Annotated in this window: 11 protein-coding genes and 2 pseudogenes; 6 read left to right on the forward strand and 7 right to left on the reverse strand. The window is 62.6% G+C overall.

All coding sequences use genetic code 11. The annotated features are described in order from the left end of the window. Positions 1 to 20 precede the first annotated feature (20 nt). The 5 genes and pseudogenes from B0G76_RS22850 to B0G76_RS43965 all read left to right on the forward strand — a co-directional run. Positions 21 to 1,265: a Crp/Fnr family transcriptional regulator gene (locus tag B0G76_RS22850; protein ID WP_120294559.1), complete on the forward strand. Its 1,245-nt coding sequence runs from the start codon at positions 21 to 23 to the stop codon at positions 1,263 to 1,265. Positions 1,266 to 1,336: 71 nt separating this feature from the next. Next, complete coding sequence (locus tag B0G76_RS22855) at positions 1,337 to 2,110, forward strand: flagellar motor protein (protein WP_120294560.1); 774 nt, start codon at positions 1,337 to 1,339, stop codon at positions 2,108 to 2,110. Positions 2,111 to 2,218: 108 nt separating this feature from the next. Beyond that, complete coding sequence (locus B0G76_RS22860; RefSeq protein ID WP_120294561.1) at positions 2,219 to 2,917, forward strand: OmpA family protein; 699 nt, start codon at positions 2,219 to 2,221, stop codon at positions 2,915 to 2,917. A gap of 279 nt (positions 2,918 to 3,196) precedes the next feature. Beyond that, positions 3,197 to 3,475: a hypothetical protein gene (locus B0G76_RS43960; RefSeq protein ID WP_259460680.1), complete on the forward strand. Its 279-nt coding sequence runs from the start codon at positions 3,197 to 3,199 to the stop codon at positions 3,473 to 3,475. 24 nt (positions 3,476 to 3,499) lie between these two features. Further along, positions 3,500 to 3,886, forward strand: a pseudogene (locus tag B0G76_RS43965) (sterol desaturase family protein); the annotation flags it as partial. Positions 3,887 to 4,012: 126 nt separating this feature from the next. Here B0G76_RS43965 and B0G76_RS22875 read toward each other — a convergent pair. The 6 genes and pseudogenes from B0G76_RS22875 to B0G76_RS22900 form a co-directional block, all read right to left on the reverse strand. Further along, complete coding sequence (locus B0G76_RS22875) at positions 4,013 to 5,191, reverse strand: MFS transporter (RefSeq protein ID WP_120294563.1); 1,179 nt, start codon at positions 5,189 to 5,191, stop codon at positions 4,013 to 4,015. After that, the gene (locus B0G76_RS22880) at positions 5,188 to 6,081 is read right to left on the reverse strand and encodes a DeoR/GlpR family DNA-binding transcription regulator (RefSeq protein WP_259460681.1); all 894 of its coding nucleotides are present in this window, start codon (positions 6,079 to 6,081) and stop codon (positions 5,188 to 5,190) included. Before B0G76_RS22880 ends, B0G76_RS22875 begins: the two co-directional genes overlap by 4 nt. A gap of 11 nt (positions 6,082 to 6,092) precedes the next feature. Beyond that, on the reverse strand, positions 6,093 to 6,542 hold the full coding sequence (locus B0G76_RS22885; RefSeq protein ID WP_120294564.1) for a copper chaperone PCu(A)C: 450 nt from the start codon (positions 6,540 to 6,542) through the stop codon (positions 6,093 to 6,095). A gap of 75 nt (positions 6,543 to 6,617) precedes the next feature. Next, on the reverse strand, positions 6,618 to 8,159 hold the full coding sequence (locus tag B0G76_RS22890) for a PepSY domain-containing protein (protein WP_120294565.1): 1,542 nt from the start codon (positions 8,157 to 8,159) through the stop codon (positions 6,618 to 6,620). Between the two features lie 96 nt (positions 8,160 to 8,255). Further along, a pseudogene (locus B0G76_RS22895) lies at positions 8,256 to 10,633 on the reverse strand (TonB-dependent receptor). Between the two features lie 83 nt (positions 10,634 to 10,716). Further along, positions 10,717 to 11,118, reverse strand: a complete 402-nt coding sequence (locus B0G76_RS22900; RefSeq protein WP_120294566.1) for a DUF2946 domain-containing protein — start codon at positions 11,116 to 11,118, stop codon at positions 10,717 to 10,719. A gap of 180 nt (positions 11,119 to 11,298) precedes the next feature. On the opposite strand from B0G76_RS22900, the gene B0G76_RS22905 reads away from it, so the two are divergent. Next, a complete protein-coding gene (locus B0G76_RS22905; RefSeq protein WP_120294567.1) occupies positions 11,299 to 13,488 on the forward strand; it encodes a tetratricopeptide repeat protein in 2,190 nt (729 codons plus the stop codon). A gap of 13 nt (positions 13,489 to 13,501) precedes the next feature. Here B0G76_RS22905 and B0G76_RS22910 read toward each other — a convergent pair whose 3' ends face one another. After that, on the reverse strand, positions 13,502 to 14,458 hold the full coding sequence (locus B0G76_RS22910; RefSeq protein ID WP_120294568.1) for a LysR family transcriptional regulator: 957 nt from the start codon (positions 14,456 to 14,458) through the stop codon (positions 13,502 to 13,504). Between the last annotated feature and the right edge of the window lie 85 nt (positions 14,459 to 14,543).

Below are 14,543 nucleotides of genomic sequence, written 5' to 3' on the forward strand. Positions count from 1 at the left end.
GCTCTTCGGGGGAATGAATTTTGAATCATCAACGATCGCCATGGTCGCGCGCAGCGGCTCCGGGCGAAGTCATCTATGCCGAAGGCTTCGCGGGCGACGCCGTCATCTATGTGATTGCAGACGGCAAAGTCGAAATCTCCACTCAATGCGATGAAAAAAAGGTCATCCTCGCCACGCTAGGAAAGGGCGAATTTTTTGGCGAAGCGTCCTTGTTGCCGGCCGAACCGCGGGCGCACACCGCGAAGGCCCTGAGCTTCTGTCAGTTGACCGTGATCGCGGCAAGTGTCGTGGAAGAAGAGCTCGAACGCGTCTCGCCGCTCCTGCGGCATATCGTGCGCACCTTGATCCGACGTGTGAAGAAGAAGGACGATGTCCTTGCCACCAATACGCATGCTGATTTTCTGCCAAGTGTTCTCTCGTACGCGCATGTTCTTTCGCTAATGGCCGGGTCCGAGAGCGCAGAGCGGATGGACGGACGCGCGCGCCGTGCTCAAGGGGAGGAGTTCTCCGTGCCTCTGCCCGAAGTCATCAAGAAGTGCCATGCGATTGCCGGTCATTCCCGCCCGCATGTCATGGCGATGCTCAAGCGCATGGAAAAACTCAACCTCGTGACGCTTGAGCCGGGCCGCTCCGATCGTCTGAGCACCCAGTCGGCGCGCTATTCGGCGCAAGACGGCGCAGCCGGCCGGCAGCTCGTGACCTTCGATCCCGTGCGGATCACGGAACGGGCGCAGCAGGTGGCGGACCACGATCTCGACGTGTCGATCAACAGCGAACTGGAACTGATCGAGCTGGCCGACCTGGAAGCCCTGATCGGCGTCGACAAGAATCTGATTCTCAACAAACTCTCGAATGCGGAAATTGCGGAAGACATCTTTGCGTTTCGCAAGACCCGGGTGTTGAACTACGTCGAGGAAAAGGGCATCACGTATTTTTCCCGGCGCAATCCGCGTGGCACCAGCGAGATCAAGTCTCTGGCCGATCTGGAGTTTGTCGACCAGCGAACCTTGTTCGAAGCCGTGAGCGCTTTCGACACCTATGACCTCGCGAAACTGCTCGCTGCCGTGACGGGCGAGCCGGTCTCCGATCGCTTGTTCTCGGTGATGACCGAGGCGCGAAAGAAGGAGGTGTCGTGGGTCATGCGTCGTGAGATCAAGATCGATCCCCTCGAGATTGCCGAGATCGAGGAGCGATTCATCGAGACCGTGCGCACGATCAAATCCTCGGCCGCCACGGCAGCGCCGCTTTCCAATGTGGATGCCTGACACCTGACCATCGGACTACTGGCCGCTTGCAGGTGCGGTCCGATGACTCACGCAGCCGTTCGAGAGGATGTATGGATCTTTTGACGCTATTGGGTGCCCTGGTCGGTGTGACGGCTATCGTGGCCGGATTTTCGCTCGAGGGCGGTCACTTTGCCTCGCTGTTTCAACTGGAGGCGTTCGTCATCGTCCTGGGCGGCACGCTTGGCGCGGTGATGATCCAGAACACGTGGGCCAGGTTTTATGACGGCGTGAAGCAACTGCGGCTCGCCTTTGTGAAAGCGCGACAGGTCGACCGGGACAGTTTGTCGGTCCTGCTCGAGTGGGGCGATCAGGCGAAGCTGAACGGCATGCTCGTGTTTGAGTCGATCGAGGTGGTTGGGGCAGGCGGCATCAATCCATTCGCCAAACGAGGCCTGGAGCTTCTGGCCAACGGAGTATCGACTGCCGTGCTCGAAGACGCCTTGCAACGTGAGCTGGATGCGTATGAGCGGAATCACATGGCGGCGGCGCGGATATGGCAGCAGGCGGGTGGCTATGCGCCGACGTTCGGTATTCTGGGAGCGGTGCTCGGGCTGATTCAGGTCACTGGCCATATGCTGGAGCCGGCGCAACTTGGGCAGGGTATTGCCGTCGCGTTTGTGGCCACGCTATACGGCCTCGCGTTGGCGAATCTGGCTTTTCTGCCGTTGTACGGAAAGATCAGGGCGCAGGTGGATAGCGAATTGCGCTTCAGGCGTTTGTACCTCGATGGCCTGCTCGCGATTTCGCGCAAGGAGTCGCCCCATACGATCGAAACCCGCCTGGCGGGTGACGTCCGGGAAAGATCGGCTGAGTTGCTGGGCTAATCGATCCCGAAGCCGATCTCGAAGCCGACCCCGAAGCCGGCCTCGATCGGTTGCCGCCGGCGCGCGAGGCGCCCATTCAAACGCAACTCGGAAACCGACGTTTCGAGCATGAGCACCTCCACGGGTAACAAGCGCCTTGCGGCAGATAAAACCGGCTATCGGCATGACGACGAGGACGGCGACGGCGAGGCGCAGTCCGGGCGCTGGCTGATTTCCTATGCAGACCTCATCACCACGCTGATGGTGCTGTTCCTTGCGCTTTACGCGTTGCAGCTGGCGAAGAACCGTGAACTCGAAATCAAATCGCTCGAGCACCGCGAGGCGAACACGCAGACGGCCGCCGGCAGCGCTCATGCGCCTGGCGCGCCCGATGCCGCGAGGCAACAGCTTCTTTCCTTGCTAGCGCCGCTTCAGGACAACCGGCAGATCACGATTTCGAATGCCTCGCAGGGCGTGGAAATCGCCATCAACGCAAAAATTCTCTTCAATTCGGGCGACGCGCGTTTGTTGCCGGAATCGTTCGGCGTGCTGGATCAGATTGCCGGCGTACTGCACGACCGTTCGAAGAACAATATCCTCGTCGAAGGACACACTGACAGTGTGCCGATATCCACCGCGAAATACGAATCCAACTGGGAGTTGTCGTCGGCGCGAGCAGGCGCTGTGGTTCGTTTCTTTGCGGACAAGGGAATCGAACCGCACAGAATGGCCGCGATCGGCAGGGCGGACAATTTCCCGCTGATCATCGGCGACGATGCGGCAGCGCGCGCTGCGAATCGCCGCGTCACGATCCTCGTGGAATACTGAGTCGCACGACATTTGAGCGCGTAACAAAGAAAGCGCGCATGTTGATCGCTAAGCGTTTATGGCGGGAATATTCGCATCGAACGGCGCTTGCGCGGCGCGGAACGGCCTGCGAAGATCGCGTTAAAGTGGTTCTTTCGCAGATGTGTTTCGTTTTGCCGTCATTTCCGGCAGTGCTGATCAGCCCGCCTGCACTCCAGGTCGTGGGTCAACTGCTGCCGACCGTGACCGTCATGTCGAGTGACTGAACAATTATGCGCGCTGTATTCACTGGGGTATCACATGTTTGCGTCGAGCCCGTTTCCTGAACTGCTGAACCACGCGCGGCAGTGGCTGCACGGTTACGCGCTCGCTCTGGTGATGATGACCGTGGGCGCGGTGCTGGAGCGGCGTCGGCCTGCCGATATATTGCAATCGCGCGCGGGCATGCGTTTTAACGTCGTCTACGGGGCGCTGTATTTAGCACTCGCGGAAGCCATGCGGCCGCTGATGGCGGTGGTCAGCGTCGCGCTTGTCAATGCGCTCGGCGGCGGCCGGGTCGTGCTGGCCTCGCACGGGTAGGGCGCGTTGGCTTCCATCGTGATCGTGCTATTAACGTTCGATCTGCTGGAATATGCGTTTCATCGCTTGCAGCATGCATGGCCCGTGCTGTGGAAGCTGCATTCGCTGCACCATAGTGCCGCCGAATTCAATGTCACAGTGACGTTCCGGCATCACTGGTTTGAAGTACTGATCAAGGGTTGCCTGCTTTATCCGGTGGTGGGCGTATTGTTCAAGGTCGAGCCGTGGATCGTCGGCGTGACCGCGATCATTTTCACCTTCGGCAATTACTTCGCGCATATGAACCTGCGAATCGACCTCGGCCGCTTCACGATGTGGGTCAACAATCCGCAATACCACCGCCTGCATCACTCGAACCGCACCGAACATTTCGACCACAACTTCACGCAATTGCTGCGGCTGTGGGACCACCTGTTCGGCACGTTATGGGTGCCGGCGAAGCACGAATGGCCGGCCACGGGGCTGGAGGACGGCGCACAACCGCACTCGCTGCTCGATGCGCTGAGCTGGCCGCTGCGCTCGCATTCCAGGCCTGTTCTAAGCCAGCCTCGCACCGCGCACCGCCTTGCCACCCGTCAGGCAGACCACCAACGTAGCCACGACGAGCACGCAGAGCGCCACGCGCAAGCCGAGCAGGCCCGCGCCGAGTCCGATCAACGGCGGCCCGACCAGGAAGCCGGCATAGCCCGCCGTGGCCGCCATTGACACACCGACAGCCGGCGTGACGGTCGAGCGGCCCGCCGCGCTGAAAATGACCGGGACGATATTCGCGAGGCCGACGCCGACCATGGCGAAACCCGCGCATGCGGTGAACACGGTCGGCAGGCTCAACACCAGCGCAAACCCGGCCACCGCCAGAAGTCCGCCGAGGCCGATCACCTTGCTCGAACCGAAGCGGCGCACGGAGACGTCGCCGACGAACCGGCAGGCGGCCATCGAGAAGGCAAATGCGGAATAACCGATCGCGGCGACGCTGGCCTCTTCGTTCAAGGCTGAGCGCAAGTACACCGCGCTCCAGTCGGCCACTGCGCCTTCCACCAGCATGCAAAGGAAGGCGAGCAGCGCCAGTTTCATCACCCGGGCATTGGGCAACGCGAATGCACTGGAGGATGCGGCCGCCCGGGGGCCGAGATCACGCAACGCGAGCACGGCGGCGGCGAGAATGAGGACGGCGATGAACGCGTCCGGCAGGACGAGGCCGCCGATCACGCCGACGCCGCCTTTCTGGAGCATGGCGCCCGTGGCCGCGCCGAGCAGGCCACCCGCACTCCACGCCGCATGAAACGACGACATGATCGGCGACTTCCATTGCGTCTCGATCGTGCTCGCGTGGCCGTTCATCGAGACGTCGAGCGCGCCGTTCGCCGCGCCGAGCGCGAAGAGCACGATGCACAGCGTCACCAGATTCGGTGCGAAGGCGGGGAGCGGCAACGCCACGACAAACGCCGCGCCGAGCAGCGCGGTGGCCCGGCCGCTGCCCAGGCGCGGCGCCAACTGTCCGGCCAGCGGCATCGCGACGATGGCCCCGAGCGCGAAGGCGAACAGCGCGATGCCCAACGATGTATCGCTGAGGAGTAGACTTTCCTTGATGCGCGGCACTTCGACCGCCCAGGCGCCGATCCCGAATCCGTTGGCGAGAAACACGCCGAGGGTGGCGACACGTTCCCTGGGGAGTTGGGTGTCTGGTTTAGCGAACGGTTCAGCGAGTGTCTTCATGAGCGTGCCACCATGACGATGTCGCAGACCGCTTCGAGCTGGGCACGCCGGTTGGCCGTCACATCCGCTTCGACGAACAGATAGTCCACGCCGCGAGCCGGCGCAACGGAAAACGGCGCTGCGGTCATCAGCTTTTCCGATGTCATGGCAATCGCAACCTGGCTGCTTGCTTTGACCATCGCCCGTTTGAGTTCGGCATCCTCAGCGTCGAACGCGGCAACCCCTTCGTCCGGATCGAACGCGCACGCGCCCAGAAAGCAAAGGTCGGCCTTGATCTGCTGGATCTGCAGCAAGGCGGTGGCGCCGGTCGAGCCGCCCACCTTCGTCGCGATGCGCCCGCCGATGAGGATGATGTCGAACCCCGGCCGGTTCAGAAGGCGCGCGCAAGCCTCGGGCGAGTTCGTTACGACGGATAGGTCCGCGTTGTCCGGGAGCGCCGCCGCGATCGCGACGTTGGTCGATCCGGTGTCCAGCAAAATGATCTGTTTCGGCCGGACGATCGACGCCGCGGCGACGGCGAGACGGGCCTTGCGGTCCATGCCTTCGTGCATCCGGACCGCCGCGCTGTTGTCGGAAGGCGAGGTCAGCAGGGCGCCGCCGTAGACACGCTTGCAATGACCCTGATCGGCCAGCTCGCGCAAGTGACGGCGGACCGTGTGTTCGGATGTCTGAAACTCGGCCGCGAGTTCGGACGCCAAAACGCGGCCCTGCGTCCGCAGCCGTTCCAGAATCAGCCGCTCCCGTTCCTCGGGCAGAAGCCCGTCCATAGCGTCCTGTCGCGTTCGTTGCATGATTTCACCCTGCTCGATTGCAAAACGATCATAACAGAGCAAAATGTATCGTAAACGAGCAGACGGCGCAAGGGCGGCGAGCGGTGCGGCCGTCGGCACAACTCCGGATTTCAGTGCGCCATCGTGCCGGCGCTTTTCACCGCGCAAGCCGCGGTGACTTTCTCGCCGTCGCTGAAGGAGAACGTCATCGGGATCGTCGTGCCGATCTTGAGCGGCTGTTTCGGGTGCTCCAGCATCACGTGATAGTTGCCTGGTGCAAAGACAAGCGAGCCGTGCGCGGGCACCGCCACCTGATCGACCATCGCCATCGACGACGTGCTGCCCTGGCTTTGCGTCTGATGCAGCATGGCCATGCCGAAAGCCTCGGCGCTGACACCGACGAGATTGAGCGGTTGGTCGCCCGCGTTGCTGGCCTTGAAATAGCCGCCCGAAGGCAGATCGCCCGGCAAGGCGCGGATCCAGCAGTCCGTTACGCTTGCGGTTGCCGCGGCACCCGCGAAGGCCTGAATGGATGATCCGCACAGCAACGCGGCGAGTAGAAGTTGGCGTGACGTCTTCATGATGTGCTCCTTGATTTTGTTAGCGGGAGTGAAACGGTTAGCGGTGTGCATAAGCAGGCCACCTAAGCAGGCCACCTAAGCAGGTTGCCGCGTGGCGCGGCCAAAAATCGCGCGATCGGCGAGCCACACCACGAGCAGCGTGGCGCCCATCAATGGGAAGACGATGCCGAGCAGAACGAGGCCGGTTTTCCAGCCGCGCATCGGCGGTGCGGCGCGCTCGCGCGAGGGTGCGCCGAGCGAGCGCTGCGGGCGCCGCTTCCACCACCGCTTCCACCACATCACGCAGCCGGTCACCGCCATCCCCGCAAGCCCAAGTGAAATCGCGGCACAGAGAATCTGATTGGCGACGCCAAAATAGCGGCCCATATGCAACGACGTGCCGTACGACACGGCCTTCGACACCGCGCCGTAGTCGCCGTAACGAATGTCTTTCAGGACCGCGCCGCTGTATTGGTCGATGTACAACGTGCGCTCGTCTTTCGGGTCGGCGGGAAAGTACGAGACGGTGTAGACGCCCGTAGCGGAGGCGGGCAGCACGATGTCATAACCGCTCGGCACACCGAGCGACGCGAGGAGCGCAACTATGCGTCCGAGCGGCAGCGCCTGCGCCGCGTGTGTATCGACGGATTGCGGTACTGGCGTGTTGCCGACGGCCCATGGTGTGAGCGGCAACGGCAGGTCGTCCATCACCATGCCCGGCATCGAATCCATGTTCGCCGCGTGGGCGCTATGCTCGTCGTGTTCGTGGGTTGACGCGTGCGCAGTGTGGGTCTCGTGGGCCGATTGCGTTTCGGCGCTTGCTTCCGCAGTGCCCGCATGTTCGCTGGCGTTCATGCCAGGCGGTGTGGAGCGCAACGGCAGGCCGCCCCACGATCCCGGCGGCGCGTCAAGATTGGCAGCGCTCGCAAGCGCTTTGAACTGCTTACCCCATGAACCCGTCCACGGCAGACCGCTCAGTACGAATACGAGCGCGCCGAGCGCAAGCCAGATGCCCATTACGGCGTGCAGGTTCTTCCAGAGCGCGCGGCCTTGCAGCGAGAAACGCGGCACCAGCGCGGCGCGCGCGGTGGTTTTCTCGCGCGGCCACCAGAGTGCGATGCCGGTGCCGATCATCACCAGTGTCCAGCACGCGGCCAGTTCCATCAGCAACTCGCCGGGTTTGCCGAGCAGCAGCTTGCGATGAAGCATGCGGTCCACCTGCATGAAGTGGCGTTCGACGCTCAGCGTGCCCAATACTTCGCCACTGTACGGGTTCAGATAGACACTCTGCTTTTCGCCATTGGCGAGACGAAAGACGAACTCGGTGCTGCGATCCGGTGCGTTTGCAATGGGCGCCGTCACCGCGCGCGCGTCGGCCGGCATCGCCGCGCGAGCTTTGGCAAGCAATGCATCTTCAGTCAGTCTGGGCGTGGCTTGCGGTTCGACGATCAGGCGATGCGGGTAAAGCAGCGGCTCGATTTGCGGCTGGAAGCAATACAGCGTGCCGGTGATCGCGAGCACCACCAGAAATGGCATCACAAAGAGGCCCGCGTAAAAGTGCCAGCGCCAGAGCGTCCGGTAGCCGGCGCTCAGGGCGCTCGTTGCCGAAGTCGTGCGTTGAGCGGTGGTGGTGGACATTCAATCCTCCTGAAGAAAATGGTGGGTTGATCGGTATGCGCACCGAGCGCCTGGCGAGCACAACACAAGCGCAATACGCGCATACCGATCGCGCGTTCACATGCGCAACTTCGCTTCGACGTAGAACGTGCGGCCCGGATACGGGTGATAGACGAAATAGCGTGCGTCGAAGAGGTTGTCGACGCCGATCCCGACTTCACTCAGTTTTGTCGGCTTGAACGTGAACTTCGCGTCCGCCACCGTGTACGAACTGGTGCCGCCGAATACGTTGGGATTCGTGTCGGTGTTGGTGAGCGTGTTGTATTCGCGGCCGGAGTAGCGCGCGGCGAGCGTGAGCGCCGCGCGTTCGTCGATGTGATACGTGGCGGCGAGATTGGCGCGCCACAGCGGAATCCGATAGAAGTACTTGCCGACGGTCGCCGGGTTCTGCGCATTCGCGAGGATCTTCGACTGCGTGTACGCCACGCTCGCCAGCAGATCGAGACCGCGGATGAATACATCCTGTCCGGCATAGCTCGTTTCGACGCCACGCGAGCGCACCTTGCCGATGTTCTGGAAGTTCGTCACGTTCGGAATCACGGTTGTATCGGTCTGGCTGAAGATCGTGTTCTTCACGTCGTCCTGAAACAGCGAGAAGCGGAACACGCCATTCCAGTGCGCCCATTCGGCGGTCAGCTCTTTCGAGAGATCGTCTTCAGGCTTCAGGTTCGGATTGTTGTTGACGATCGACGACCCGTTGATTTGCCCCTGGAACATCTCGCCCGCCGTCGGAAACCGATAGGCGCGGCGATGGAAGCGCGCAAGATCAGGTCGTCGGTGACATCGAACGACAAGGAGGCTTTCGGCGAGAAATGATGCTGATTTGCATCGCTGTACGGAAAGGCCTTGCCGGGCAGCGACTGCGAACCGCCGTAGGCTTGCCAGTCTTCGTACCGCACGCCGTAGACCAGTTTCCAGCGCGGCAGAAAGTGCCACGCATCCTGCGCGTACAGCGCCTGAGTCTGCGTTTTGCCCTTGAAGGAATTGGCAAACGAAGTGGCCGCGCCGTCGTGCCAGTTCAGCGTGTTGTAACTCTCGTTGTCGAGGAAGTAGTTGTCGTAGTGATAGCCGAAACTCAGCGCGTGGTTCGTCAACCCCGCTTGCGGCGTGACGGGTGTGTACGTCGTGCGCAGATCAAGCGTCTTCCACCCGGTGCCGTCGCCGAAGATCACGGTGCCCGGGCCATTGCCCGGCACACCTGAATTCGCGGTGCGCGCCACGCTATTGCTGACGTCGTAGTACGAAGCGATCGCTTCGCCATTCCAGCCGGTGGCGTTGCGTGTTTTCAGCGTGAGGCCGTACAGCCAGTTCTCGCTGTAGCCGAGACTCGGGGCGAGGGCAGCCGCCGGAATCGTGTATTCGTAGCCGCCGATCGCGACTTTGCCGCTGTATACGGGGTTGCCGTTTGCGTCACGCAGGAAACTCGACGTCGCGCTGTTATAGGTCTGGTGCCAGTAGCCGAGCGTGAAGGCGCCCTGCAGTGTCGGCGTGAAGTCGTACTGCATCTTCAGCTTGAACTGGTCCTGCACCGTGTGTTCGATCCCTTCGCCGTTCACGCCGAGCACGGCGGTCGGCGTATTGGTCTGGTTGTTGTAAAAGTAGGCGCCGGTAACGGGCGTGTCGCCGGCTTTCGCGGGCGTGCTGGACTTGGCTAGCGTGGCGAATTGCAGCGGCTGGCTCGTGTTCTCCAGGTGGTTCACGTCCAGCAAAAACGAGAACTTCCCGATCCGGTTGCCGAGCGAAGCGCTCGCCTCGCTGCCATTGAAATTCTGATTCACGCCGAACAGGCTGAAATGCTGCGTAAAGGCCTTAACGTCCGCGTTGGCTTCGAATTTCTTCGGCATGCGGGTGCTGATGAGCACTGTCGCGCCCAGCGAATTGCCCGGATAGAGCGCGGAAAACGGCCCATAGATCACGTCGACCTGCTGGATCTCGTCGGGAGACACCATCGACCAGCGTGGCGGAAACGAATAACTGTTGCCGAGCAGATTGCTGAGGAGCAGGCCGTCCGCATAGACGAGACCGCGCGCGCTTTGTGTGTTGCTGGTGCCGCGCACGGCGATGATCGAATTCAGATCGCCGATAAAACGCTTGCGCACGGCGAGGTTCGGCATGTACTTCAACACGTCTTCGGTGTTGACGACGTTCCAGTTGTCGAACTGTGCGCGCGTCACGGTCTCGACCGAGGCCGGCAGGTTCGGATCGACGGCGCGCGGGGCGGCGACAGCATTGGCGGTGACGCTGACAGCAGGCAGCGTGGCATCGGCGGGCGCGCTCTGGGCGTGAGCCGGCGAGACAATTAAAGCTGGCACCAACGCCGGAACTAAAGCCGGCAAATACGCCTGAAAATATGGCAGCGACCGCCGACCGGATGGAATGCGCCGAGCGCCGCGGCGGGCGCAAAAGGGCAGCCTTCGCAGAGCGAAGTTGAGCATGAACGTTTCCTTGATGCATTGAACAGGCGATCGCGCGCCCCCTCAGCGGGTGCGGCAAGATGCGCGATCAGGAACAACAGCGATCAGGAAACGGCGGGCGGGTCTCGTGGGCGTCCGGACGGGAACGCGCCGAGCGGCGTGAAGCGGGTGGAGAGGGCGGGCGGCGCGGTGCCGGCAAGCGCGAACGCGGCCGGCGGTTCGGCGGTCGCGACGCTTGGCATGGCGACGTGATGTTCGAGCAGGTGGCAGTAGCCGCATGCGCCGAAGGCGTCGTCGTGGCTGAGATGAACCGGCTCGGGGCTGGCTTGCGCGGACTGGTTCGCGAGGCTCGGGTTGCCCGGCTGCAGCGCCGAACAGAGCGCGGCGAAGGGCTCGTGCGCGCGGTTCGAAACCAGCATCTGACTCACGACCGGCGCGAACACGACGAGCCACATGGCGATCAGGCCAAGCCATGCGGTCATGCGGTTGCGGGAGCGTAGAGTCATGTCGATGAATGTAAAGACGCGGGCGATTCTAGCATTGCCGCGCGCTCTTTTCTCGTGTGATTCCGTCTATAGCGTTGGATTAGAAGCCCGAAACCCGCTCATTTCCGGGCGTTACCGCGTGCCCGATTCCCGTAAGCTGCGTGGTACATATTCCGCCGCCGACCCTTGTTGACTCGACTCATGACATTCACGCAGACGCGCGTATCTTCGATAACCGACATCAATCAGCAAGCCGCGTCGCTTTGCTCGGCCGGGCAATTCGCCGATGCCTGGTCGCTGGTGCAGCCGGTCCTCGAACCGCACGCCGACATAACGGAAGACGCGCGGGCCGACACGTTGAATATTGCAGGGGCCTGCTCGTATGCCTTGGGCAATCTGGCGGACGCGGAAAACTACTGGCGCCTGTGTCTACGCGCAAAACCTGACTACTCCGAGGTGTACGGCAGTCTCGGCATGCTGCTCAAATCGCTCGGGCGCCTCTCGGCGGCCAAGGCGGTCTATCGGCAACTGGTCGCGCTGCGGCCCGGCCAGGCCGACGCACCCAATAATCTGGGCACCGTGCTCTACGGAATGGGTTACCGGGACGAGGCGGAGGCGTCGTATCGTCAGGCGGTCGCGATCCGCCCCGACTACGCCGAGGCGCACTACAACCGGGCCATCGTGCTGCACGAACTGCGCCGTCTGCACGAAGCCGAAGCGGCCTACCGCGAGGCGCTGAAAGGGCTGCCCGAGCATGCCGAGGCGCACAACAACCTGGGCAACGTGCTCATGGAGCTCGGCCGAATCGACGACGCGGACGCCGCGTACCGGCAGGCGCTGACCATCAAACCCCAGTATCCCGAGGCGCTCAACAACCTCGGCGGCGTGCTGAAGGCGACCTTCCGCCTGCCGGAGGCCGAACTGGCTTGCCGGCTCGCGCTGGCCATCCGCCCGGATTACGCAGAGGCGCATCTCAATCTCGGTGCCGTGCTGGCCGATCTCAAGCGTCTGCCCGAGGCCGAAGCGGCCTACCGGGAGGCCATCGCGCATCGTCCGGACTATGCTGAGGCGCACTACAACCTCGGCCTTGCGCTGACCAGCCTGGAGCGGCTGCCCGAGGCCGAAGCGGCTTACCGGGAGGCGATTCGCGTTCGGCCCGACATCGTCCACGCGCATAACAACCTTGGCTGCGTGCTTCGTCAGCTCGACCGTTTGCCCGAGGCCGTGGAGGCCTTCGCGCAAGCGCTCGCGCTCTGTCCCGATCTGGCTGAGGCTTACTACAACGTCGGTGCCGCGCTGGCGCAGCTCAAGCGGTTGCCTGAAGCCGAAGCCGCGTACCTTCGGGCGCTTGCTCTACGCCCCGATTACGGCGATGCGAGGTTCGGTCTGGCCGTGCTGGTGCTCGGCATGGGCCGGTTCGAAGAGGGCTGGCGATTGTACGAATGCCGCTACGAGCAGCCGGGTTTCGTGCATCACAAAACGCGCGCCACGCTGGGCTGTCCGCAGTGGCAAGGCGACACGCTCTCCGGCAAATCCTTGCTGGTCTGGCAGGAAGACGGCCTCGGCGATATGGTCCAATTCAGCCGCTATTTCGCCTTGCTCAAGGCGCAAGGGGCCGCGCATATCGCCTTTGCGTGCGCGCCTGCTTTGCACCGGGTGATGGCTTCAGTGGACGGCGTCGATGCCGTGCTCGATCACGACACGGCACTGGCCCGCGTGACCGCATCCACATACGACTGCTGGACGAGCCTGTTGAGCGCGCCGTTGCACTTACGCACGACCGTCGACACGATTCCGCGTGCGGTTCGCCTAGCGGCCGAGCCGTCGCTCGTCGAAAAGTGGCGGCCGACGCTCGAGACCCTGCCGGACGGCCGCAAAATCGGGCTGGTGTGGAAGGGCAACGCGAAACACCATAACGACGCGAACCGGTCGATCCCTACGCTGGCCACGCTTGCGCCGCTTTGGAGCGTGCCGAGCCTGAGTTTCGTGAGTCTGCAAAAAGGCCAGGGTGAGGATGAGGCGCGCAATCCGCCCGACGGTCAGTCGCTGCTCGACCTCGGCTCGGCCGTGAACGATTTAGCGGACAGTGCCGCGATCATCGAGCAACTCGATCTGGTGATTTGCGTGGATACGTCCATTGCACATCTGGCCGCGTCGTTGGGCAAGCCGTGCTGGGTGATGCTGCCGGAGAAAGACGTCGACTGGCGCTGGATGCACGAGCGCAGCGATTCGCCGTGGTATCCGCATACGCTGCGGCTGTTTCGCCGGGCGGCGGGTGAGGGGTGGTCGGTGACTGTGGAGAGCGTGAAGCAGGCGTGTCTGGAGAGATTCTCCGTCGAGCGTGCCACCGAACTTCGCAGCGCCAAATATAGCGCCGCGTCAGAGGGCTAAGAGGTGGAATGCCTCACTTGACCGGTTGTCTCCGCTTGCGGCCCGATTGCGCTGAAGCGTGAAACTGACTCTCAGTCGCCTCGATCGCCTGACCGAGGAACTGCAGAAACATGCTCATCGCGACGGTCGTGGTCAGGTCCGAGCGTTGATAAAGACAACTGAACGACTTCGCCCCGGCATCGGCGAGCGTGGTCCATGCAAGCTTGCGTTGCGTCACGTCTTCCGCCACGTTCTCCGCAATCAGGAAGCCGATACCGACACCGTCAGCAACGAGCCGGCGCACCATCGAAACTGAACTCGTCTCCACCAGCGGACGCGCCTTGCGCTGCTCCCGGTGGTCGATCTGGTCCACCATGGCACGCAACTCGGTATCCGGCGTCATGAGGATGAGCGGATAGTCGAGACAGTCGCGCAGCCGAGGCCGCTTGCCGAGCTTCGTCAGCGGATGCCCGGGCGGCGTGACAAGCCCAAGGTGCTGCGAGAAAGCGCGTACTTCCACGACGCCAGGCGGCGGCTTGCGGCGCAGGCCATAACCAATGTCGGCTTCACCCGTCTCCACCCACTTGAGGATGCTCTCGCCGTTGCCCGAGCGCACGCTGTAAGTCACCCCCGGATAGCTTTTCATGGCCGCCTGAATGGCATCGGGCACCAACTGCTCGGCCGACGACGGCGACACCGCCAGGTTGATATGCCCGCGGCGCAACGAACGCAGGTCTTCCACCTGAGTCATCGCGTTATCGAAATCGCGCTGACCGCGCCGCACCGCAGCAATAATGATCTCTCCGGCGGTGGTGAGTTGCATGCCGCGCGGCAAACGGTCGAACAGCGGCGAGCCGACCTGCTCCTCGAGGTTGAGGATTTGCTGGTGCACTGCAGCGGCGGTCAGGTGCAGCGAATCGGCCGCTTTACGGATCGATCCGCGTCTGACCACTTCGTCGAAACAGCGGAATGTCTGCGATATTGGACGCATAAATCAACCGTATAGTTTTTCCATACGGGCTGTAAGGAATAATCAGATTTTATTGACGGGTCGGATAGCCTAGATTTCGCTTCAT

Source organism: Paraburkholderia sp. BL23I1N1 (assembly GCF_003610295.1).
Lineage (GTDB): Bacteria > Pseudomonadota > Gammaproteobacteria > Burkholderiales > Burkholderiaceae > Paraburkholderia.